At 67.8% G+C, this 21,233-nt stretch carries 22 protein-coding genes and 1 riboswitch; of the genes, 15 read left to right on the top strand and 7 right to left on the bottom strand.

Annotated elements, in window-relative coordinates; all coding sequences use genetic code 11:
• Together fnrL and CDO87_RS04090 are read left to right on the top strand one after the other, a co-directional pair.
• Nucleotides 1-747, top strand: coding sequence for a transcriptional regulator FnrL (gene fnrL / locus CDO87_RS04085; protein ID WP_100927585.1), 747 nt, complete (start codon nt 1-3; stop codon nt 745-747).
• Nucleotides 731-1,654, top strand: a complete 924-nt coding sequence (locus tag CDO87_RS04090; RefSeq protein ID WP_254698334.1) for a PhzF family phenazine biosynthesis protein — start codon at nt 731-733, stop codon at nt 1,652-1,654. The genes fnrL and CDO87_RS04090 overlap by 17 nt, the downstream gene beginning before the upstream one ends.
• Before the next feature lie 11 nt (nt 1,655-1,665).
• Here CDO87_RS04090 and CDO87_RS04095 read toward each other — a convergent pair whose 3' ends face one another.
• Nucleotides 1,666-2,019 (bottom strand): DUF1428 domain-containing protein, encoded by a 354-nt coding sequence (locus CDO87_RS04095; RefSeq protein ID WP_100927587.1) that lies wholly within the window; start codon nt 2,017-2,019, stop codon nt 1,666-1,668.
• Nucleotides 2,020-2,074: 55 nt separating this feature from the next.
• Here CDO87_RS04095 and CDO87_RS04100 point away from each other — a divergent pair, with 55 nt between their 5' ends.
• The gene (locus CDO87_RS04100) at nt 2,075-2,521 is read left to right on the top strand and encodes a MarR family winged helix-turn-helix transcriptional regulator (protein ID WP_100927588.1); all 447 of its coding nucleotides are present in this window, start codon (nt 2,075-2,077) and stop codon (nt 2,519-2,521) included.
• A 45-nt stretch (nt 2,522-2,566) separates the two neighbouring features.
• Here the strand turns inward: CDO87_RS04100 and CDO87_RS04105 are convergent, their stop codons facing one another.
• Entirely contained in the window at nt 2,567-3,409 is an 843-nt protein-coding gene (locus tag CDO87_RS04105; protein ID WP_100927589.1) for a universal stress protein, read from the bottom strand.
• A gap of 194 nt (nt 3,410-3,603) precedes the next feature.
• Here CDO87_RS04105 and ccoN point away from each other — a divergent pair, with 194 nt between their 5' ends.
• The 10 genes from ccoN to ccoS all read left to right on the top strand — a co-directional run bounded on the left by ccoN (nt 3,604) and on the right by ccoS (nt 14,555).
• The gene (ccoN, locus tag CDO87_RS04110) at nt 3,604-5,214 is read left to right on the top strand and encodes a cytochrome-c oxidase, cbb3-type subunit I (protein ID WP_100927590.1); all 1,611 of its coding nucleotides are present in this window, start codon (nt 3,604-3,606) and stop codon (nt 5,212-5,214) included.
• A gap of 12 nt (nt 5,215-5,226) precedes the next feature.
• Nucleotides 5,227-5,988 (top strand): cytochrome-c oxidase, cbb3-type subunit II, encoded by a 762-nt coding sequence (ccoO, locus tag CDO87_RS04115; protein WP_100927591.1) that lies wholly within the window; start codon nt 5,227-5,229, stop codon nt 5,986-5,988.
• A gap of 12 nt (nt 5,989-6,000) precedes the next feature.
• Complete coding sequence (locus tag CDO87_RS04120) at nt 6,001-6,186, top strand: cbb3-type cytochrome c oxidase subunit 3 (protein WP_100930831.1); 186 nt, start codon at nt 6,001-6,003, stop codon at nt 6,184-6,186.
• Between the two features lie 13 nt (nt 6,187-6,199).
• Entirely contained in the window at nt 6,200-7,099 is a 900-nt protein-coding gene (ccoP, locus tag CDO87_RS04125; RefSeq protein ID WP_100927592.1) for a cytochrome-c oxidase, cbb3-type subunit III, read from the top strand.
• Nucleotides 7,100-7,251: 152 nt separating this feature from the next.
• Entirely contained in the window at nt 7,252-8,715 is a 1,464-nt protein-coding gene (locus tag CDO87_RS04130) for a diguanylate cyclase (RefSeq protein ID WP_100927593.1), read from the top strand.
• Nucleotides 8,716-9,296: 581 nt separating this feature from the next.
• Nucleotides 9,297-10,172, top strand: a complete 876-nt coding sequence (locus CDO87_RS04135; RefSeq protein WP_100927594.1) for a LysR substrate-binding domain-containing protein — start codon at nt 9,297-9,299, stop codon at nt 10,170-10,172.
• 94 nt (nt 10,173-10,266) lie between these two features.
• Nucleotides 10,267-11,685, top strand: a complete 1,419-nt coding sequence (gene ccoG, locus CDO87_RS04140) for a cytochrome c oxidase accessory protein CcoG (RefSeq protein ID WP_100927595.1) — start codon at nt 10,267-10,269, stop codon at nt 11,683-11,685.
• On the top strand, nt 11,685-12,152 hold the full coding sequence (locus tag CDO87_RS04145; protein ID WP_100927596.1) for a FixH family protein: 468 nt from the start codon (nt 11,685-11,687) through the stop codon (nt 12,150-12,152). The genes ccoG and CDO87_RS04145 overlap by 1 nt, the downstream gene beginning before the upstream one ends.
• A gap of 19 nt (nt 12,153-12,171) precedes the next feature.
• Nucleotides 12,172-14,358, top strand: coding sequence for a heavy metal translocating P-type ATPase (locus CDO87_RS04150; protein ID WP_100927597.1), 2,187 nt, complete (start codon nt 12,172-12,174; stop codon nt 14,356-14,358).
• A gap of 35 nt (nt 14,359-14,393) precedes the next feature.
• On the top strand, nt 14,394-14,555 hold the full coding sequence (gene ccoS, locus CDO87_RS04155) for a cbb3-type cytochrome oxidase assembly protein CcoS (RefSeq protein ID WP_100927598.1): 162 nt from the start codon (nt 14,394-14,396) through the stop codon (nt 14,553-14,555).
• Nucleotides 14,556-14,667: 112 nt separating this feature from the next.
• Here ccoS and CDO87_RS04160 read toward each other — a convergent pair whose 3' ends face one another.
• Entirely contained in the window at nt 14,668-16,254 is a 1,587-nt protein-coding gene (locus CDO87_RS04160) for a GMC family oxidoreductase (RefSeq protein ID WP_100927599.1), read from the bottom strand.
• A 139-nt stretch (nt 16,255-16,393) separates the two neighbouring features.
• Complete coding sequence (locus CDO87_RS04165) at nt 16,394-16,852, bottom strand: Lrp/AsnC family transcriptional regulator (protein WP_100927600.1); 459 nt, start codon at nt 16,850-16,852, stop codon at nt 16,394-16,396.
• Nucleotides 16,853-17,000: 148 nt separating this feature from the next.
• On the opposite strand from CDO87_RS04165, the gene ald reads away from it, so the two are divergent.
• Nucleotides 17,001-18,119 (top strand): alanine dehydrogenase, encoded by a 1,119-nt coding sequence (gene ald, locus CDO87_RS04170; RefSeq protein WP_100927601.1) that lies wholly within the window; start codon nt 17,001-17,003, stop codon nt 18,117-18,119.
• Between the two features lie 173 nt (nt 18,120-18,292).
• Here ald and bluB read toward each other — a convergent pair whose 3' ends face one another.
• Both bluB and mscL read right to left on the bottom strand, forming a co-directional pair.
• Complete coding sequence (gene bluB, locus CDO87_RS04175; protein WP_100927602.1) at nt 18,293-18,976, bottom strand: 5,6-dimethylbenzimidazole synthase; 684 nt, start codon at nt 18,974-18,976, stop codon at nt 18,293-18,295.
• A gap of 42 nt (nt 18,977-19,018) precedes the next feature.
• Nucleotides 19,019-19,210, bottom strand: a riboswitch (cobalamin riboswitch).
• A gap of 39 nt (nt 19,211-19,249) precedes the next feature.
• Nucleotides 19,250-19,681: a large conductance mechanosensitive channel protein MscL gene (gene mscL / locus CDO87_RS04180; RefSeq protein WP_100927603.1), complete on the bottom strand. Its 432-nt coding sequence runs from the start codon at nt 19,679-19,681 to the stop codon at nt 19,250-19,252.
• Nucleotides 19,682-19,834: 153 nt separating this feature from the next.
• Between mscL and CDO87_RS04185 the strand changes: the two genes are divergently transcribed.
• Nucleotides 19,835-20,536, top strand: coding sequence for a glutathione S-transferase family protein (locus tag CDO87_RS04185; protein ID WP_100927604.1), 702 nt, complete (start codon nt 19,835-19,837; stop codon nt 20,534-20,536).
• Between the two features lie 232 nt (nt 20,537-20,768).
• On the opposite strand, the gene CDO87_RS04190 is transcribed toward CDO87_RS04185, so the two are convergent.
• Nucleotides 20,769-21,218, bottom strand: a complete 450-nt coding sequence (locus tag CDO87_RS04190) for a YtoQ family protein (protein ID WP_100927605.1) — start codon at nt 21,216-21,218, stop codon at nt 20,769-20,771.
• Between the last annotated feature and the right edge of the window lie 15 nt (nt 21,219-21,233).

Below are 21,233 nucleotides of genomic sequence, written 5' to 3' on the forward strand. Positions count from 1 at the left end.
ATGCTGAACGAGAGAAGTCTGACAGTTAACCAGCACTGTGACGACTGTCCGATCCGCCATCGCGCGGTCTGCGCCCGCTGCGAGTCGGACGAGCTCGAGCGGCTGGAAGAGATCAAGTATTACCGCAAGTTCGAGGCGGGCCAGATGGTGATCTGGTCGGGCGACAAGATGGATTTCGTGGGCTCCGTCGTGTCGGGCATCGCGTCCCTGACCCAGACGATGGAAGACGGACGCACGCAGATGGTGGGCCTTCTCCTGCCGTCGGATTTCGTCGGACGCCCGGGCCGGACCAACGCCGCCTACGATGTGGTTGCGACCACCGACCTCGTGATGTGCTGCTTCCGCAAGACGCCGTTCGAGGAGATGATGATGCGCACACCGCATATCGCGCAGCGCCTGCTCGAGATGACGCTCGACGAACTCGACGCGGCGCGCGAATGGATGCTGGTGCTGGGCCGCAAGACCGCGCGGGAAAAGATCGCCTCGCTCCTGTCGATCATCGCCCGGCGCGATGCGACGCTGAACATGCGCGGCAGCGATGCCCCCATCGTCTTCGACCTGCCGCTGACGCGCGAGGCGATGGCCGACTACCTCGGTCTCACGCTGGAAACCGTCAGCCGCCAGATGTCCGCACTGAAGAAGGACGGAGTCATCACGCTGGAAGGCAAGCGGCACGTGACGGTTCCGGACATGGACCGGCTGATGCAGGAGGCCGGCGACGATTCCGACGGTGGCATGCTTGCCTGATACGCTGAGCTTTGCCACCTGCGACGTCTTCACGACACGGCGTTTCGCGGGCAACCCTCTCGCCATCGTCGAGGGGGCGGATGGCCTGAGCACGGCGCAGATGCAGACCATCGCGCGCGAGTTCAACCTGTCCGAGACGATCTTCGTCATGGCGCCCGACGACCCGGCACACACCGCCAAGGTCCGCATCTTCTTCCCGACGGCAGAGATCCCCTTTGCCGGGCATCCGACCATCGGCTGCGCCCTGCACCTGGCGCTGAAGGACGCACCCGAAGGCGCGTTCGAAACCCGCATCGTGCTTGAGGAGGTCGCGGGCCTCGTCCCCGTCGATGTCTGGCGCGACGAGGGTGCCGCGTGGGCCGAATTCCAGGCGCCCGTCCTGCCCTTCGCGCCGGACAAGGGTGCAATCCCCGAGGATGCGCTTATTGGCGAGGCGCTTGGCCTCGCGCCGCAGCAGATCGGCTTCGGCTCGCACCGCCCCGGCCTCTGGCAGGGCGGCCCGACGTTCCTTTACGTGCCGGTCAGCGATATGGACGCGCTGGCCGCCGCCCGTCCGCTGGAACCCGCATGGTCGGCGATCACGGACCTCGCCGGCGTCGATTCCGCCTACCTCTATACCCCCGGCACCGCCTGCGATTTCCGCGCGCGGGTGTTCGCGCCGACCGCGGGCATCCCGGAGGACCCGGCCACCGGATCGGCCTCTGCGATCTTCGCGGCGCAACTGAAAGCCAGCGGAGCGCTGGAGGCGGACACAGCGCAGTTCACCCTTCACCAAGGCGTCGAGATGGGGCGCGCGTCGGAAATCGTCCTGACGGTGCATTCCGAGAATGGCGCACCCGGCCGCATCCTCGTGCGCGGCAGCGCCGTCCCGGTCAGCACCGGGCGGATCGTGCCGCCCGACGCATGACGCGACCCATCTCAGGCCGTTTCGGCAAAGACCGTGTCGAAATACCCGTAGACCATGCGCTTCCCGTCGAAGGGCATGGTCATCTCTTCCCAGCGCGGGTCGCTGCCAAAGCTCTCGTGGCAACGCGTCGCCGCCGCCTTGTCGGGGAAGACGACCCACGAGAACACCACCTTCTCGCCCGGCTCCCGCTTCACGGCCATCGGGAAGGAGGTCACCTCCCCCTCCGGCACGTCCTCTTCCCAGCATTCCCAATGCGCCGTAGCGCCGTAATCCCGGAACAGCGGCCAGCTCTTCTCGGCGCTTTCGATGTAGGCGGCCTTGTTCTCTTCCGGCACGGCCACCAGAAACCCCCAGACGTAAGACATGCGATTCCCTCCTGTTGACACGGACCACCTTAGAGGGCATTAAGTTGATATCAACATGAAACAGCCGGATCACCAGCTTCCCTATGCGACCACCCTCGAGGTGCGTGACCGCTGCCTCTGTTTCAGGGTGCAGCGCGCGGCCCGCACGCTGGCGCGCCGCTTCGATGCGGCGCTGAAGCCCGTGGGGCTGTCGAACGGCCAGTATTCCCTGCTGATGTCGCTGAACCGGCCCGAGCCGCCGCGCATGACCGACGTGGCCGATTTCCTTGCCATGGACCGCACGACGCTGACCGCGGCGCTCAAGGTGCTGGAACGCCGCGGGCTGGTGCAGACCACGCCGGACCCGAAGGACCGGCGCAATCGTCGCGTGTCGCTCACCCCCGACGGTCACTCCCTCCTGAAAGAGGCCGCGCCGATCTGGCGGGCAGAGCATGACGCGCTCGACCGGGAACTGGATGCGGACCCGGCCGCCCTGCGCGCCCTGATCGAGGGGCTGTCCTGACAGCCATATTCGAAAGGCTGTCCTGAGGCGGTCAGCCCCGCTCGCTCAGTGGGCCATGAACACCGGCAGCGCCGTCTGCTCCAGCATGCTGCGGGTCGCACCGCCCAGGATCGCCTCGCGGAAGCGGGAGTGCCCGTAGGCCCCCATCACCACGAGATCCGCTTCCACATCGGCGCAATGGCGCAGCAGCACGTCCGACACGCGCGGCATGGTCTTCGACAGCACGTCGATCTCCGGCTTCACGCCGTGGCGCGCCAGGTACTGCGACAGCATCCCGCCCGGGTCGGAGCGGTTCGGCCCGTGCTGCGGCGGATCGATCACCACCACGTGCACGGTGTCCGCCTGCTTCAGCAACGGCATGGCGTAGCGCACGGCGCGCAGCGCCTCGCTGCTTTCGTTCCACGCCAGCGCGATCCGCTTGGGGGCGGCGGTCAGCGTGACGCCGCTGCCCGGATTCACGATGACCGGCACCTGCCCGTCGAAGAGCGCACCTTCCAGCACCGGCTCAAGCTCGATCCCGCAGCCTTCGCCGTAGGGCTTGGGCAGAACCGCAAGGTCCGAGAACCGCGCACGTGCCGCGACGATTCGGCCAAGGTCGGCAAGCTGCGCCACGCCGTGATCGACCGCCCAGCGGACGTCGGTCCTGCCCAGCGCCTTGCGCGCCGCGGCGGCAAGGCTTTCGCCCTCCGCGGACGCGCGGCTCAGGGTCTCCTGCAGCACCATCGCGTTGGCGCCGGCGTAGTAATACCCGGTCTGCGTCCGGTCCACGCCGAGGCACAGCACATCGAGATGCGCATCCATCGCGGATGCAAGGTCAGCCGCAGCGGCGATGGTGGGGTCCACGAGGTCCGCGTCGGTGATGACGGTCAACAAAGTCTTGAAAGCCATGATCAGTCTCCTGTCCGATATCCTTTCACCCTAAATGCCAGCGAATTGTCGCACTTTGACGCCGGTCAAGCTATCGCCGCCGATCCATTGATGCAGATCAAGGTCCGGTTTTCCGCCAAACGCCATGAGGGTCCCAGTCAAATAACCGCCCAAGCGGTCTCTCGAATCGTATGGGTCTGACGAAGGGACGAAACATGACCAATTACCTCAAGCTGATCGTGCTTGGGCTGATCGCGATCTTCGCCGCGATCGGGGCCAACTTTGCACGTGATGTGGCTTACCTGGTGCACGCGCTCCTCGTGATGGCGATTGCAGCGGGTCTGTTCGTCTGGGTTCTGCGGAACACGGACGAGCCGGCGAAGCCCATCGATGAAACCCAATACTTCGACGGCGTGATCCGTTACGGCGTGATCGCAACCGCGCTCTGGGGCGTTGTCGGCTTCCTTGCCGGGACATTCATCGCCACCCAGCTGGCCTTCCCGGTGCTCAACTTCGACTGGGCGCAGGGGTACATGAACTTCGGGCGCCTGCGTCCGCTGCACACCTCGGCGGTGATCTTCGCCTTCGGCGGCAACGCGCTGCTGGCGACGTCATTCTACGTGGTGCAGCGCACCTCGGCGGCACGGCTCTGGGGCGGCAACCTCGCGTGGTACGTTTTCTGGGGCTACCAGCTCGTGATCGTGCTGGCCGCGACCGGCTATGTCCTCGGCTCCACCCACGGCAAGGAATACGCCGAGCCGGAGTGGTACGTGGACCTGCTGCTGACCGTGGTCTGGCTCGCCTATCTCGCTGTCTTCGTCGGCACCATCGTGCGGCGGAAGGAACCCCACATCTACGTGGCGAACTGGTTCTTCCTGTCGTTCATCATCACCGTCGCCATGCTGCACGTGTTCAACAACCTCGCGATCCCGGTCTCGATCTTCGGGTCGAAGTCGGTGCAGGTGTTCTCGGGCGTGCAGGACGCGATGACCCAGTGGTGGTACGGCCACAACGCCGTGGGCTTCTTCCTGACCGCCGGTTTCCTCGGCATGATGTACTACTTCATCCCGAAGCAGGCCGAACGTCCCGTCTTCTCCTACAAGCTGTCGATCATCCACTTCTGGGCGCTGATCTTCATCTACATCTGGGCCGGTCCGCACCACCTGCACTACACCGCGCTGCCCGACTGGGCCTCGACGCTCGGCATGGTGTTCTCGGTGATCCTGTGGATGCCCTCCTGGGGCGGCATGATCAACGGCCTGATGACGCTCTCGGGCGCATGGGACAAGCTGCGCACCGACCCGGTCATCCGGATGATGGTGATCTCCGTGGGCTTCTACGGCATGTCGACCTTCGAAGGCCCGATGATGTCGATCCGCGCGGTGAACTCGCTGAGCCACTACACCGACTGGACCATCGGTCACGTCCACTCCGGCGCGCTTGGCTGGAACGGCATGATCACCTTCGGCGCGCTCTACTACCTTGTGCCGAAACTCTGGAACCGCGAACGCCTCTACTCGCTCTCGATGGTCAGCTGGCACTTCTGGCTCGCCACCATCGGCATCGTCTTCTACGCCGCCTCCATGTGGGTCACCGGCATCATGGAAGGCCTGATGTGGCGTGAGGTGGATGCCAACGGCTTCCTCGTGAACTCCTTCGCCGACACCGTGGGCGCCAAGTTCCCGATGTACGTGGTCCGTGCAACCGGCGGCCTGCTCTACGTCGCGGGTGCCCTCATCATGTGTTACAACCTGTACATGACCGCGCGTCGTGCGCCTGCCGTCGAGGCAAGCACCGCCGCCGCTCATGCGACTCCGGCCGAATAAGGAGGACCGGACATGAGCATTCTCAAGAAACACGCCATCCTCGAGAAAAACGTCACCCTTCTGGCGATCTTCGCCTTCCTCGTGGTGACCATCGGGGGGCTGGTGCAGATCGTGCCGCTCTTCTACCTCGAGAACACCATCGAGGACGTCGAAGGCATGCGTCCGTACACCCCGCTGGAACTGGCGGGCCGGGAGGTCTACCTGCGCGAAGGCTGCTACGTCTGCCACAGCCAGATGATCCGCCCGATGCGCGACGAGGTCGAACGCTACGGCCACTACAGCCTCGCCGCCGAAAGCCAGTACGACCACCCCTTCCAGTGGGGATCGAAGCGCACCGGGCCGGACCTTGCCCGCGTCGGCGACCGCTACTCGGACGAATGGCACGTCGACCACCTGCGCAACCCGCAGTCGGTGGTGCCTGAATCGGTCATGCCGAAGTACGGCTACCTCGAACAGCGCATGCTGGACGAGAACGCCGGCCTGGTGTCGGGGATGCTGGCCGCGGCCGACATCGGCGACATCATGAAGACGCACAAGCTGATCGGCGTCCCCTACACGGACGAGATGATCGAGAACGCGGAAAGCGACTTCATGGCGCAGATCGACCCGGACGGCGACTACGACGGCCTGCTCGAACGCTACGGCGAGGCGATCAACGTCCGCAACTTCGACGGCCAGCCGGGCATCTCCGAGGCCGACGCGCTGATCGCCTACCTGCAGATGCTGGGCACGCTGGTCGACTTCTCGACCTTCACCCCCGACGCGCACCGTTAAGGAGACATGGACATGGACACCTATTCCCTCCTCCGCAGCTTCGCCGACAGCTGGGCGCTGCTCGCCATGACCGCCTTCTTCGCGGGCGTGGTGATCTGGGCCCTGCGCCCGGGCGCCCGGCGCGCACAGGACGACGCCGCCAGCATCCCCTTCCGGCATGACGACAGGCCCGCTGCGGCGGACCGGTCCGAGACATAAGGAGGCTCACGCGATGAGCGACGACGAGAAGAAGAACATCAAGCCGGGACACGACTACGAGACCACCGGCCACTCCTGGGACGGGATCGAGGAGTACAACAAGCCGCTGCCGAAGTGGTGGCTGTACACCTTCTACGCCTGCATCGTCTGGGGCGTGGGCTACACCATCGCCTATCCGGCATGGCCGGGGATCACCGGCTCCACGGCGGGTCTCCTGGGCTTCTCCACACGCGCCCAGGTCGCCGAGGAGATCGCCCGCGTCGAAGAGATGAACGGCCCGATCAACGACAAGCTGGCCAGCGTGGAACTCGCCTCCGTCTCCGCCGATCCGGAGCTTCAGACCTATGCCCGCAACGCCGGTGCGGCGGTCTTCCGGTCGTGGTGCTCGCAGTGCCACGGCTCGGGCGCCGACGGCGGGTCGGAGCCCAACGGCTACCCCAGCCTTGTCGACGACGACTGGCTCTGGGGCGGCTCGATCGAGGACATCCACACCACGATCACCACCGGCATCCGCCAGCCCACGGACGAGGACTGGCTGCGCCAGTCGCAGATGCCCGCCTTCGGCCGCGACGAGCTGCTTGAACGGGACAGCATCGACGCGGTGGTCAACTACGTGATGTCGCTCTCGGGCGAGCCGCGCGACGCCAGCCTCGTCGCCGAGGGTGAGACGGTGTTCATGGACAACTGCGCCTCCTGCCACGGCGAGGATGCGACCGGCGACCGCACGCAGGGCGCCCCGAACCTGAGCGATGCGATCTGGCTTTACGGCGGCGATTACGAGTCGCTGCACGAGACGGTCTGGAACGCCCGCTACGGCCAGATGCCCGCCTGGGGCCCGCGTCTGTCCGAAGCGGAGATCCGCGCGGTCGCAACCTACGTGCACGGCCTGGGTGGCGGCGAAGCCTCCGAGTAAGCCGCTGTTCCAGCGCCGATAATCATGAACCCTCCGCCCCCGTGGCGGAGGGTTTTTCCATTCCCGTTTTCGAAAAATTTGGCCGGTATCATTTACCAAATCTCAATCAGCCTCGCCGATATCTCTTCGTCAGGTCACCAGAGTACGTGTCGATGAAACCCATGAACGCCCCTGTCCCGACAGCGCGCCCCCGTGGAACGGAGCTTGTCGAAGCCGTCTTCCAGGTCTGCCATGACGCCGTGGTGTTCACCGATTCCTCCGGTCGCGTGCAGTGGTGCAACCGGCCCTTCGAACGTCTCACCGGCTACCGCCGCGCCGAACTGACGGGCCGCCCGCTCGACTGCCTTTACGGCGAGCAGGAGGAATTCGGCGTCACGCACCGGCTGTCGGGCCCGCGCATGATCGGCTCCGATCACCGGGTCATCACCAGCTACCTGCGCCGCGACGGCTCCCTGATCGAGGCGGAGACATCCGGCTGGACCTTCCTCGCCCGCGACGGGGCGATCCTCGGCCACGTCCGCATCCTCGAGGACCGCACCGCCGTCAACCGGCTGGTCCGCGTCAAGGACAAGCTGTTCGACATCGCCACCGACCACGCCACCTCACCCGGTGAAAAGATCGAGGCCATGATCTCGCTGGCCTGCGAATTCCTGCACATGCCGGTGGGGCTGGTGGGCCTCGTCCGCGACGCCAGCCTGCTGGTCCTGCATGCCCGGTCGACGCTGGCACCGATCCCCGTCGGCACGCTCTTCCCGCTGGAGGAAAGCGATTGCCGCATCGCGCTCGCCGGCGACGTCCCGTTCGAGACGCACGGCACCGAGGCCGCGCAGGACCATCCCCTGCTGCCGGAGATCGGGCTCAGGACCTACGTCGGCGTACCGCTGGTCGTCGGCGGCGAAAGGATCGGCACGCTCAGCTTCCTGAACCCGCTGTCGCGGCCGGGTTTCACCATCGCCGAGCGGCAGCTCATCTCGGATTTCGCGCGCTTCGCCGCCCAGCAACTGGCGCAGGAACGCCAGATCGCCGCACTGGAACGCGCCGCCACGCAGGACTGGCTGACCGGCGCGGGCAGCAGCCGTCAGTTCCGCCGCGACCTGGAAAACGTCTTCCGCACCGTGCGGCGCAACGACGCGCAGGCCAGCCTGATCCTGATCGACATCGACCACTTCAAGTCGATCAACGACGACTACGGCCACGACATGGGCGACCGCGTGCTCGCCGACGTCGCCCGCAGACTGGAGGCGGTGATCGGCGCCAACCGCCGTCTCTACCGCGTCGGCGGGGAGGAATTTGCCGTGATCCTGCCCGGCACCTGCGCCAACAGCGCCGCGATCATGGCCGAGCAGATGCGCCAGAGGCTGGCGGAGGCTCCCGATCCGGCCTCCGACATGCCGGCGCTCACGGCCAGCTTCGGCGTGGCAGAGCTCGACCCCGACATCACCAGCCAGGACGCCTGGGTGAAATGCGCCGACATCGCGCTTTACGCGTCGAAGAACAACGGCCGGAATCAGGTGACCAGCAACGGCAGCATCGCCGGGGTCGCCCTGCCGGACGAGATCTGGCGCGAAGTGCAGAAAAAACATTCGAAAACGCGCAGGCAGAGCCTCGCGATTTGACTCAGGTCAAGGCCCTGCGCCGCAGTGCGGCTATGATGGACGCATAAGCTTCGGGGCCCTCCCCCCGAACGCGAAACACCCGGCGGCAAGGCCGGATGTATGGCGCCGGTGTCCTGTCCTGTTCGCGCGTTTCCTGGGACACCGGCGTCCCTTTCCCCTTCAGTTCACGCCAGCCGCACTGCCACCGGGCGGTTCTTGCGGCTGGCGCGCTTTCACCAGAACAGCAGTCCCGGCACATGCCCCTTCGGAAGCGGGCGGGCCGAGCGGATGCGCCCGTCGCGGGGCACCAGCAAGCGGCTGAGGTAGATGACCGGATCAATCATCGTACCCCCTCCGGGCCCCGGCGTGGTTGCGGAAGGGCAGATCCTCCTGCGTCCACGAAAGCTTCGGCAAGGGCTCGTGCCGGGCCGTGTGCCGGGGCGCGGGCCGCACATCCTGAAAGGTTGCTATCATTGCGGTGCGTGCAAGAATATTGAACATGTCGCGTCTCCTGTGGTCGCGGTTTCGATACTGGAAACTTGACCCAGGACACCTTTTCATGCGAGCCAGGAATATATTCCTCATGTAAGCCAGACTTGAATATGCATTGGTCCCGCCTGCCCTCCCTCGCAGCCCTCCGCGCCTTTGCCGCCTATGCAGAGACCGGCTCTGTCAGCGCAGCGGGGGACACGCTCAACGTCAGCCACGCGGCGATCAGCCAGCAGCTCCGCGCGCTCGAGGCGCACCTGGGACTTGCCCTTCTCGACCGATCCGGCCGCAAGATGGCCCTCACCGCCGAGGGCGACACGCTGGCCCGCACCCTGCGCGAAAGCTTCGGCCAGATCGCCACCACGCTCGAGGCGCTGACCGGCGCCGATGCAGACCGCCCGCTGCTGATCTCCACGACGCCGACCTTCGCCTCCGGCTGGCTCCTGCCGCGGCTGGCCAGCTTTCGCTCCGAACATCCGGAGATCAACCTGATGATCGACCCCTCCGCCGACGTGCGCGGGCTGGAACCGGGCGGGATCGACATGGCGCTGCGCTACGGCAACGGCTCATGGCCCGGCCTCCAGTCAGAGCTTTTCGTCCGCTCCCCCATCGTGGTCGTGGCCGCGCCGGGGCTGGTGGGCGACAGGCCCATCGAAAGCCCCGCCGACCTGTCGCACCTGCACTGGCTGCAGGAGTACGGCACCAACGAGGCGACAAGCTGGTTCGCCCAGTTCGGGATCGAGCGCGACAGCGGCCTCGGCTTCACCTCCCTGCCCGGCAACATGATGCTCGAAGCGGCGCGGCAGGGTCAGGGCGTGGCGATCCTCGCCCGGGTCTTCGCCGAATCCGACATCGCCGCCGGACGCCTGCGGCTGCTGTTCGAGGACACCCGTTCGAAAGGCTACTGGATCGTCACCCGGCCCGGCGTGCCAAGGCCGCCGCTCAAGGCTTTCCTGCGCTGGCTCCAGCGCAACGCCGAGAAAACCTAGATCGCAGATTCAGAAATTGATGCAGGTCAAGGAGGTCGCGGGGCCGGTCTGTGAAAAGGCCCCTCAGACAAGCCTTTAACGGAGCGATTCCCCCGTGTCCGACACCCAACCGACCTCCCTCTACGCCGGCCGCGAACCGATCTTCCCGCGCCGCGTCAGCGGAAAGTTCCGCAATCTCAAGTGGATCATCATGATCGTCACGCTTGGCATCTACTACGTGACGCCATGGATCCGCTGGGACCGCGGGCCGCAGCTTCCCGACCAGGCCGTGCTGATCGACCTCGCGGGCCGCCGCTTCTTCTTCTTCTGGATCGAGATCTGGCCGCACGAGTTCTACTTCGTCGCGGGCCTCCTGATCATGGCCGGGCTGGGGCTTTTCCTGTTCACCTCCGCGCTGGGGCGGGTCTGGTGCGGCTATGCCTGCCCGCAGACTGTCTGGACGGACCTCTTCATCCTCGTGGAACGCTGGGTGGAGGGCGACCGCAACAACCGCCTGCGTCTGCACCGCCAGAAGAAGCTCGACTTCCACAAGGCGCGGCTTCGGATCACCAAGTGGGTGCTGTGGTTCCTGATCGGCCTCGCCACCGGCGGCGCCTGGGTCTTCTACTTCGCCGATGCGCCGACCCTGCTGCGCGACCTCGTGACCCTGAACGCTCACCCCGTCGCCTACACGACGATGCTGATCCTGACGCTCACCACCTTCTTCTTCGGCGGTTTCGCCCGCGAACAGATCTGCATCTACGCCTGCCCCTGGCCGCGCATCCAGGCCGCCATGATGGACGAGGACACGCTGACCGTCGCCTACCGCGACTGGCGCGGCGAACCCCGCGGAAAGGGCAAGACCCGCGACACCTTGGGCGACTGCATCGACTGCAACGCCTGCGTGAACGTCTGTCCCATGGGCATCGACATCCGCGACGGCCAGCAGATGGAGTGCATCACCTGCGCGCTCTGCATCGACGCCTGCGACGACGTGATGGCCAAGGTCGGCAAGCCGCGCGGCCTGATCGACTACCTCGCCCTGTCCGACGAACCGCGCGAGCGTGAGGGCAACGCCCCCCGCCCGATCTGGCAGCACATCTTCCGCGTCCGCACCATGATGTACACCGCGCTCTGGAGCCTCGTGGGCATCGGCCTCGTCTTCGCGCTGTTCGTCCGGCCCGAGATCGAGATGACCGTGGCCCCGGTCCGCAACCCCACCTTCGTGGTGCTGTCGGACGGCTCGGTCCGCAACACCTACGACATCCGCCTGCTCAACAAGCACGGCGAGGACCGGCCCTTCCGCATCACCCTGAACGGCAACGAATACCTGCGCATCCAGCTCGAAGGCACCCCCTACGAGACGGTGACCGTGCCCGCGAACGAGACCTACCTGCAGAAGGTCTTCGTCGTGGCGCCGAAAGGCTCCGACCCCGCCGAATCCGAACGGACGGAGTTCCGCTTCTGGGTCGAGGACCTGACCAACGGCGACCGCGCCCACAATGACACAATCTTCAACGGGAGGGTCAACTGATGGCCGATGTCCGCAAGGAATTCCGCCTCACCGGCTGGCACGTGCTGGCAGGCTTCGTCGCAGCCTTCGGGCTCATCATCGCGGTGAACGTCGCACTCGCCGTCAACGCGGTGCGCACCTTCCCGGGGCTGGAGACCCGGAACTCCTACATCGCCTCGCAGACCTTCGACGTCCGCCGCGCCGCGCAGCAGGCGCTCGGCTGGAACATCTCCGCCACCCACGACGGCGGTCTGCTGGTGCTGAAGATCGTCGACGACAAGGGCGTCCCGGTGCAGGCCGCAAAAATGGAGGTGATCCTCGGCCGCCCCACCCACCAGAAGGCCGACCGCGTCCCGCAGTTCCGCTGGGACGGCACCGCCTACGTCGCGCGCGAGGAGCTGGCGAAGGGCAACTGGGATCTCTGGATCAACGCCACCGCGATGGACGGCACGCCCTTCGAACAACGCCTCGAAATGTATCAGCCCTGAGCCGCGAAAGCCCCCCGTCATGACCGCCACCATGCGCCCGCCCGCCTCTGCCTGCCCCGCCTGCGTCGCCGCCCCGGCGGCCCAGTCGCTGGCCGATCTCGAGGTCCCGAAAGACGCGCATATCGTCCTCTCGCTGCCGACGATCCACTGCGCCGCCTGCATGTCGAAGGTGGAGCGCGCGCTGAACGCCGACCCGCGCGTGCACAGCGCCCGCGTCAACCTGACCATGAAGCGCGTGAGCCTCGCGGGCGACACCGGCCTGACCGCCGACGACGTGATCCCGCTCGTCGAGGCGGCAGGCTACGAGGCGCATGAACTCGACACCACGGCGCTCTCGGCGACCGCGACCGACCGCGCGGGCCGCGACCTCCTGATGCGCCTCGCCGTGGCGGGCTTCGCCGCGATGAACGTCATGCTGCTGTCGATCGCCGTCTGGTCCGGCGCCGCGGGCGAAACCCGCGACCTCTTCCACTGGATCTCCGCGCTGATCGTGCTTCCGGCGGTGGCCTTCTCCGCCCAGCCGTTCTTCGTCAACGCGTGGCGGGCGCTGGCCGCGCGCTCGCTCAACATGGACGTGCCGATCAGCCTCGCCATCCTGCTGGCTGTCTTCACCTCGCTCTGGGAAACGTCGCTCTCGGGCGAACACGCCTATTTCGACGCCGCCATCGCGCTGACTTTCTTCCTGCTCACGGGCCGCTATCTCGATCACCGCACCCGCTCCGTCGCGCGCTCCGCGGCCGAGGAACTGGCCGCCCTCGAAGTGCCCCGCGCCTGGCGCCTGACCGGGGCGGGCGAGGAACAGGTCAGCGTCGCCGACCTCCGCATCGGCGACCTGATCCGCGTCCGCCCCGGCGGCCGCATGCCCGTCGACGGCGAGATCGTGGACGGCACCTCGGAACGCGACCGCTCGCTCCTGACCGGGGAAACCCTGCCGGTGCTGGGCGCGCCCGGCACCGCCGTCAGCGCGGGCGAGGTCAACCTCACCGGCCCGCTGACCATCCGCGCCAGCGCCGTGGGCCGCGACACCTCGCTCGCCCGCATGGCCGACCTCGTGGCCATCGCGGAATCGGGCCGCTCGCGCTACACCTCGCTCGCCGACCGCGCGGCCAAGCTCTACGCGCCGGGCGTGCACATCCTCTCCGCGCTCAGCTTCCTCGGCTGGCTGGTCTACAGCGGCGACGTGCGCACCGCGCTGAACATCGCCGCCGCCGTGCTGATCATCACCTGCCCCTGCGCGCTGGGTCTCGCGGTGCCCGCCGTGACCACCGCCGCCTCCGGCCGGCTGTTCCGCAAGGGCCTGCTGATCAAGGACGCCACCGCGCTGGAACGGCTGGCACAGGTCGACACCGTCGTCTTCGACAAGACCGGCACACTGACCGCCGGCACGCCGGAGCCGGTGAACCTCGACGCCTTCACCACGGCCGACCTCGCCATCGCCCACGCCCTGGCCGAAGGGTCGGCGCATCCGCTCTCCCGCGCGCTCACCACGGCGGCGCGGGCGGCGGGCATCGCGCCTGCCCCCCTCTCCGACGTGACCGAGGTCCCGGGCTACGGCACAAGCGCCACCTGGCAGGGACGCAGGGTGCGCCTCGGCCGCGCCGCCTGGGTCGGCGGCAGCGCCACCGACCAGACCGCCGCCTGGCTGCAGATCGGCGACGCGCCGCCGCAGGCCTTCCTCTTCACCGACCGCCTGCGCGACGGCGCCGCCGAGGCCGTGGCCGCCTTCCGGCAATCCGGCCTGAAGGTCATCCTGATGTCCGGCGACACCACGGCAGCGGTCGAAAGCCTCGCCACCCGCCTCGAGATCACCCAGTGGATGGCCGAGGCCCTGCCGCAGGACAAGGCCGCCCGCATCAAGGCGCTCTCCGACCAGGGCGCACACGTGCTGATGGTCGGCGACGGGCTCAACGACACCGCCGCGCTGACCGCCGCGCATGTCTCGATCTCGCCCGCCTCCGCGCTGGATGCGGCGCGCGTGGCCTCCGACATCGTGCTGCTGGGCCAAAGCCTCGCGCCGCTCCCCGAGGCCGCGGCCACCGCCCGCAAGGCCGTGAAGCGCATCCGCGAGAACTTCACCATCGCCACGTGGTACAACATCGTCGCGGTGCCCCTCGCGGTGGCGGGCCTCTGCTCGCCGCTGATCGCCGCGCTGGCCATGTCGGCCAGCTCCATCACCGTCTCGCTGAACGCCCTCCGGCTGCGCTGAGACGCCCCCGAAACGGCCCGAAAGGCACACGACCGATGAATGTCCTCACCTACCTGATCCCGATCTCCCTCGTGCTGGGCGTCGCGGGCCTCCTGTTCTTCGTCTTCACGATCCGCTCGAACCAGTACGACGACCCCGAAGGCGACGCCCAGCGCATCCTTTCGGGCGACTACGACGACCGCCCGAAACAGGACTGACCCGCGAAACGCCCCCACCCGGGACCGCCCCGCCCTTCATCTTGGCCAAAATACCTCGGGGGAGTCTCCCGGAGGGAGACGGGGGCAGCGCCCCCCCCTCCCTGCAAGACACTCACCCGGCGAGGATCATGTCCGAGGCCTTCTCCGCCATCATGATGACCGGGGAATTGGTGTTGCCGCTCACGATCCGCGGCATGGCGCTGGCATCGACCACGCGCAGCCCGCCCACGCCCCGGAACCGCATCTCGCCGTCCAGCGGCGCACTGTCGTCCGTGCCCATCCGCACCGTCGACACCGGGTGGAAGATCGTCGTTCCGATCTGCCCTGCCGCCTCCGCCAGCTCCGCCGCGCTCTCGAAATCCGGGCCCGGCTTCAGCTCCACCGGCGCGTATTTCGCCATCGGCCCCTGCGCCATGATCCGCCGCGTCAGCCGGATCGCGTCGACGGCCACCCGCCGGTCGCCCTCGGTGGCGAGGTAATTCGGCGCGATCTTCGGCGCCGTGCGGAAATCGGGCGAGGCCAGAGTCACCGTGCCCCGGCTCTCGGGGCGCAGGTTGCACACGCTCGCCGTCAGCGCCGGAAAGTTGTGCAGCGGCTGGCCGAAGGCTTCCAGCGACAGCGGCTGCACGTGGTACTCCAGGTCCGCCGTGGCCAGCCCCTCGCGCGAACGGGCAAAGGCGCCCAGCTGCGACGGCGCCATGGACATCGGCCCGGACCGGCGGAACGCGTATTCCGCCCCGATCAGCGCCTTGCCGAACAGCGAATTGGCCAGCGTGTTCAGCGTCTTTGCCTTCTCCAGCCGCCAAGCGCAGCGCAATTGCAGGTGGTCCTGCAACTCCGCCCCCACGCCCGGCGCCTCCGCCACCACGTCGATGCCGTGCTCCGCCAGCAGCGCCCCCGGCCCGATCCCGGACAGCTGCAGGATATGCGGCGACCCGATCGCCCCCGCCGAGAGGATCAGGTCAGACACGCAGCGCACCTCCCGCTCCGTGCCGCCCTGCTCAAAGAGCACGCCCACCGCGCGCCCCTCCTCGACGATCAGCCGCTTCACGTGCGCGCCGGTCTCCACCTTCAGGAAATCCTTGCGCGCCCCGCGCAGGAAGGCCTTGGCGGTGTTCATCCGCCAGCCGCCCTTCTGGTTCACCCGGAAATAGCCCACACCCTCGTTGTCGCCGGTGTTGAAGTCCTCGGTGCGCGGCAGCCCCTCGGCCTCCGCGGCGGCCATCCAGTCGTCCAGCACCTGCCAGTGCAGGCGCTGGTTCTCCACACGCCAGGGGCCGCCCACGCCATGGAACGCCGACTTGCCGCCGACATAGTCCTCCGACTTCAGGAAATAGGGCAGCACGTCGTCCCAGCCCCAGCCGGTCAGCCCCATCTGCCGCCAGCCGTCGTAATCCGCCGCTTGCCCGCGCAGGTAGAGCATCCCGTTGATCGACGAACAGCCGCCCAGCACCTTGCCGCGCGGATAAAGCAGTTGCCGTCCGCCGAGGCCCGGCTCGGCCTCCGTGCGGAAACACCAGTCGGTGCGCGGGTTGCCGATACAATAGAGGTAGCCCATCGGGATATGAACCCAGTGGTAGTTGTCGCGGCCCCCGGCCTCCAGCAGCAGCACCCGCCGCCCCGCGTCCGACAGCCGCCGCGCCAGCACGCAGCCCGCACTGCCCGCGCCCACCACGATGTGATCCCAATCGCCCTGCATTTCTGCCCCCCTCTCTGCTCCGCCGCCACCTTGGCCCAGCGCGGGGGGCACCGCAATGTCACAGGGGCGCGTGCGTCACGGTCCCCGGGGCACGGGCAGGTCCGGCGACCTTGCGTCCGGGCGGGACAGGCGCCCCGCCTCAGACCGGCAGCGCCGTGGTCTTGAACACCGTCTTCAGCGCAAAGGACGACTGCATCTGCGCCACGCCCGGCAGGCGCGTCAGGTACTGGCGGTGGATGCGGGCGTAATCCTCCGTGTCCTCGGCCACGACCTTCAGGATGTAATCCGCCGTGCCCGCCATCAGGTGGCACTCCAGCACGGCCGGCACCCGGGACACGGCGGTCTCGAAGGCCTCCAGCACCTCGTCGGCCTGCGCCTGCAGGGTGATCTCCACGAAGACGGTGGTCGGCAGCGCCAGCTTGCGCGCATCCAGAAGCGCCACGTAGTCGCGGATGTAGCCCTCCGCCTCCAGCCGCTGCACCCGCCGGTGACAGGCCGAGGGCGACAGGTTGACCTGTTCGCTGAGGTCCGCGTTCGACATGCGGCCCTTGCGCTGAAGCACCCTGAGGAGTCGCCGATCCGTCTCGTCCAGCGCCATATTCGAAGATTCCTCCCGCTTGCCCTGCAAACCGTCGAACAATCGTGCGCGGCGGTGCGCAAAGTTGCCCCAGTCTCGCACCCTTTTGCAAGGCTCCCATGGCATAATTGCGCACCCCAACAGGACCAAAGGCACAAAGGATCACGACATGAAGATCGGATGCCCCACAGAAATCAAACCACAGGAATTCCGCGTCGGCCTGACGCCCAACGCCGCACAGGAAGCGGTGGCGCACGGCCATTCGGTGATCGTCCAGAAAGGCGCGGGCCTCGGCGCCGGTTTCACCGATGAGGATTACACCGCCGCCGGCGCTGCGCTGGCCGACACCGCGGCCGAGGTCTTTGCCACCGCCGACATGATCGTCAAGGTGAAGGAGCCGCAGGCCCCCGAACGCGCCATGCTGCGCGAGGGCCAGGTGCTGTTCACTTACCTCCACCTCGCCCCCGATCCGGAGCAGACCCGCGACCTGATCGCCTCCGGCGCGACCTGCATCGCCTATGAGACCGTGACCGACGCGCGGGGCGGCCTGCCCTTGCTGGCGCCCATGTCCGAGGTCGCGGGCCGTCTGGCGCCGCAGGTCGGCGCATGGTCGCTGCAGAAGGCCAACGGCGGCCGCGGCGTGTTGATGGGCGGCGTCCCGGGCGTCGGCCCCGCCAGGGTGGCGGTGATCGGCGGCGGCGTCGTCGGCACCCACGCGGCGCGGGTTGCCGCAGGCATGGGCGCGGAGGTCACCGTGCTCGACCGGTCGCTGTCGCGGATGCGCTACCTCGACGACGTCTTCGGCGCGGTCTTCCGGACGCGCTACGCCTCTGCCGGGAACACCGCCGAGCTGGTGGCCGAGGCCGACATGGTCATCGGCGCCGTGCTGATCCCCGGTGCCGCCGCGCCGAAACTGGTCAGCCGTGCGCAGCTTTCGACAATGAAACCCGGCGCGGTGATCGTCGACGTGGCCATCGACCAGGGCGGCTGCTTCGAGACCTCGAAGGCCACCACCCACCAGGACCCGATCTACGAGGTGGACGGCATCGTGCACTACTGCGTGGCGAACATGCCGGGCGCCGTGGCGCGCACCTCGACGCTGGCGCTCGGCAACGCGACGCTGCCCTTCATGCTGGCGCTGGCAGACAAGGGCTGGCGCAAGGCCTGTGCCGACGACCCGCACCTGGCCGCCGGCCTGAACGTGCACGCCGGCCGGATCACCAACGCGCCGGTGGGCGAGGCCCTGGGCCTGGATGCGATCACGCCCGCGGCGGCGCTGGCGGCCTGAGCGGTTTCGCCGTGCTGCGCACGGCGACCCGTCGGGGAGGCTCTGCCTCCCCGAACCCCTCCGGAGTATTTCGGAAGCAAAGAAGCAAGGGCACCGGTCGTTTGCAAAGCGTGATTGGCCCGGTGTGCAGGGCCCGCGGTGGCGGGTTTTGGCGGCCGTGGCGGCGCAGGGCCTTACCAGCCCTCCTCGCGGATATGCGCGTCGAGCGTCCGCGCCCGCGCCCAGCCGCGCGCCTCCAGTTCCGGGCCGTCGAACAGCTCCTTCACGTGGCCCATGCAGAGGTATGCCACCACACGGACGTGCGCGGGCAGGCCGAGGATCGGGCGCAGGTCGGCCTCGTCGAAGATGCTGACCCAGCCTATGCCGATGCCTTCGGCCCGCGCCGCCAGCCACAGGTTCTGCACGGCGCAGACCGTCGAATAGAGATCCGTCTCCGGCTGATGGGTGCGTCCCAGCACCACCGGCCCGCCGCGGGTGCGGTCGCAGGTGACGCAGATGTTCAGGGGCGCCTTCTCGATGCCTTCCAGCTTCAGCGCGGCATAGGCCGACCGCTTCTCCGGCGGGAACATCGCCTGCGCGGCCTCGTTGGCGCGGGTGAACGCGGCCCGCACCTGCGCGCGGCGCGCCGGATCGCGCAGCAGGATGAAGTCCCAGGGCTGCGACAGCCCGACCGAGGGCGCGGCATGGGCCGCGCCCAAGATGCGCCGCAGCACATCCTCGTCCACCGGGTCGGGCAGGAACTCGTTCCGCACGTCCCGCCTGTGGGCGATCACGTCGTAGAGCGCCTGCCGCTCCTCATCCGAAAACACGCGCGCCGCAACCGGCGCAGGGGATCGGCTTTCCACCGCTCCTGTCATGGGGACACCTCCCGAAGGCCTGCGCGCCCCCGCTCTCCAGGCGGGGCCGCCATGCCGTCAGGCCGGTCTTCTGGCTTCGGATCCTCCGGAAGGGACGCCTTCCCGAACGCCTGCGCGGCGCCCAGTGGCCTTGTGTCCTTCCCGTCCCCGTCACAGCGGCGGGCCCGCGCCGGTTCTTCCCCGGCTTCCCGATTCTCCCCCACGGGCGGGGGCACCTGACCCGGAGGGGATCGCAAATCCCGCCCCCTCGCGCAAGTGCCCCGGCCTTGGCCGTCAGCGCTTCAGCGCGTCGCGGATCTCCAGCAGCACGTCGAGCTCGGTGGGGCCGGAGGGCGTGGCCTCTGCCGGCTGGCCTTCCTCGCGTTCGCGGATGGCGGCGGCCTTGGCGCGGTTGACCATCTTCACAAGCATGAAGACCACGAAGGCGATGATGAAGAAGTTGATGACCGCCATGATGAACTTGCCGATGGCAAAGACCGGGGCGCCTGCCTCCGTTGCCGCGGTGAGCGAGGCGTATTCGTTGCCGTCGAGCGCGTAGAACCAGCCCGAAAAATCGATGCCGCCGGTGAACAGCGCGATGATCGGGTTGATGATATCGCCCACCAGCGACTGCACGATGGCCGTGAAGGCCGCGCCGATGATGATGCCCACGGCCATGTCCATGACATTGCCCTTGGCGATGAAGTCCTTGAATTCCTTAATCATTGTCCCATTCCGTCAGAGCGCCGGCATGCGTTTTCGCATGTCCTGCGGGGTGTTTTCTCACAAACCGGATTATGTCACGGCGGATCGGCTGGGAAAGCGGGAAATGCCGGGCTAGGGTCGCCCGGACGATCTTCATCAACCGGGACACGCTTCATGACCGCTCTTGCCGACCATCCGATCTCGCGCCGCTGGCCCGCGACGCACCCCGACCGCATCCAGCTTTATTCCTTCCCGACGCCCAACGGCGTGAAGGCCTCGATCATGCTGGAGGAAACCGGCCTGCCCTACGAGGTCCACAAGATCACCCTGGCGGACAAGGACGTGAAGAGCCCGGAGTTCCTCGCGCTCAACCCGAACAACAAGATCCCCGCGATCATCGACCCGAACGGCCCCGACGGCGCGCCGCTGGAGCTGTTCGAATCCGGTGCCATCCTGCTTTACCTCGCCGAAAAGGCCGGGATGCTCCTGGGCGACACCGCGACGGAGCGGCACAAGATCACCCAGTGGCTGATGTTCCAGATGGGCGGCGTCGGCCCGATGTTCGGGCAGCTTGGTTTCTTCTGGAAGTTCGCGGGGAAGGACGTGAAGGACCCCCTTCCGCGCACCCGTTACGTGAACGAGGCGCGGCGGCTTCTGGGTGTGGTCGAAGGGGCGCTGGAGGGCCGGGACTGGATCGCCGGACCGTATTCCGTGGCCGACATCGCGCTCTGCCCGTGGCTGAACGCGCTCGAGTTCTACGGCGCGCGCGACGTGGTGGGCTGGGAGGATCACCCCAACTGCGTGGCCTACGTCAAACGCTTCTACGAACGCCCGGCGGTGCAGCGCGGCATGAATACCCCCGCGCGCGAGGGCTGACGCGCGAGGGACGCGGCGCAAAGCCCCGCGCCACGGGGTGTCGCGCTGCGTGGAGGGTACGCACCGGCCTGTCCGGCCGATGCATGGCGCCGAGTTCCGGCCACCCCCATGCAGGGCGGCGGGGCTGTGCGCCGCCTTGCGCCTGGCCACACAACGGGTGCACCGGCCGATGCGCCCACAGCAGGCCCGGTCGCGCCCTCACGTAGGGCGGGGCTCCGCGCCGCCCCCCCCGTCAGCCCGGCAGCGTGCCGGTGATGACGTAGGCGAGAAGCTGCACCACCTGCTCCGGCGTGCGGGCGACGGCCAGCGCCGCGGCGTCGACCTCCTTCAGGGCGTGGTCATGCTCTTCCGGCTGCAGGATGATCAGCGACTTGCCCAGCGCCGCGGCATAGCCCGCGTCGAAGGCCGCGTTCCACTGCTTGTACTTCTCGCCGAAGCGCACCACGACCACGTCGGCCTCCGCGATGCCCTTGCGGGTGCGGATCGCGTTCAGCTTGGCGCCCTTGTGGTCGTGCCAGAACTTGTCGTCCTCCGCCCCGAGGATCGCCACCCCGCAATCGTCGCTGTTGCCGTGATCCGTCACCGGACCGTCGAAATCGATGCCCAGACCCGCCGCGCCGTCGCGGATGCGGTCGCGCCAGTCGGTGTGGATCTCGCCCGACAGGTAAACCCTGAATGCCATGCTGCGGCCTCCCCT

Source organism: Sagittula sp. P11, assembly GCF_002814095.1.
Lineage (GTDB): Bacteria > Pseudomonadota > Alphaproteobacteria > Rhodobacterales > Rhodobacteraceae > Sagittula.

Coding starts and splice junctions, on each gene's coding strand:
- CDO87_RS04190 (WP_100927605.1), bottom strand. CDS start 21,218: ATGGCATTCAGGGTTTACCTGTCGGGCGAGATCCACACCGACTGGCGC.
- CDO87_RS04145 (WP_100927596.1), top strand. CDS start 11,685: ATGGCCGATGTCCGCAAGGAATTCCGCCTCACCGGCTGGCACGTGCTG.
- CDO87_RS04130 (WP_100927593.1), top strand. CDS start 7,252: ATGAAACCCATGAACGCCCCTGTCCCGACAGCGCGCCCCCGTGGAACG.
- CDO87_RS04150 (WP_100927597.1), top strand. CDS start 12,172: ATGACCGCCACCATGCGCCCGCCCGCCTCTGCCTGCCCCGCCTGCGTC.
- fnrL (WP_100927585.1), top strand. CDS start 1: ATGCTGAACGAGAGAAGTCTGACAGTTAACCAGCACTGTGACGACTGT.
- CDO87_RS04135 (WP_100927594.1), top strand. CDS start 9,297: ATGCATTGGTCCCGCCTGCCCTCCCTCGCAGCCCTCCGCGCCTTTGCC.
- CDO87_RS04160 (WP_100927599.1), bottom strand. CDS start 16,254: ATGCAGGGCGATTGGGATCACATCGTGGTGGGCGCGGGCAGTGCGGGC.
- ccoO (WP_100927591.1), top strand. CDS start 5,227: ATGAGCATTCTCAAGAAACACGCCATCCTCGAGAAAAACGTCACCCTT.
- CDO87_RS04120 (WP_100930831.1), top strand. CDS start 6,001: ATGGACACCTATTCCCTCCTCCGCAGCTTCGCCGACAGCTGGGCGCTG.
- ccoP (WP_100927592.1), top strand. CDS start 6,200: ATGAGCGACGACGAGAAGAAGAACATCAAGCCGGGACACGACTACGAG.
- ccoN (WP_100927590.1), top strand. CDS start 3,604: ATGACCAATTACCTCAAGCTGATCGTGCTTGGGCTGATCGCGATCTTC.
- ald (WP_100927601.1), top strand. CDS start 17,001: ATGAAGATCGGATGCCCCACAGAAATCAAACCACAGGAATTCCGCGTC.
- CDO87_RS04100 (WP_100927588.1), top strand. CDS start 2,075: ATGAAACAGCCGGATCACCAGCTTCCCTATGCGACCACCCTCGAGGTG.
- ccoS (WP_100927598.1), top strand. CDS start 14,394: ATGAATGTCCTCACCTACCTGATCCCGATCTCCCTCGTGCTGGGCGTC.
- CDO87_RS04095 (WP_100927587.1), bottom strand. CDS start 2,019: ATGTCTTACGTCTGGGGGTTTCTGGTGGCCGTGCCGGAAGAGAACAAG.
- CDO87_RS04165 (WP_100927600.1), bottom strand. CDS start 16,852: ATGGCGCTGGACGAGACGGATCGGCGACTCCTCAGGGTGCTTCAGCGC.
- mscL (WP_100927603.1), bottom strand. CDS start 19,681: ATGATTAAGGAATTCAAGGACTTCATCGCCAAGGGCAATGTCATGGAC.
- CDO87_RS04105 (WP_100927589.1), bottom strand. CDS start 3,409: ATGGCTTTCAAGACTTTGTTGACCGTCATCACCGACGCGGACCTCGTG.
- CDO87_RS04185 (WP_100927604.1), top strand. CDS start 19,835: ATGACCGCTCTTGCCGACCATCCGATCTCGCGCCGCTGGCCCGCGACG.
- bluB (WP_100927602.1), bottom strand. CDS start 18,976: ATGACAGGAGCGGTGGAAAGCCGATCCCCTGCGCCGGTTGCGGCGCGC.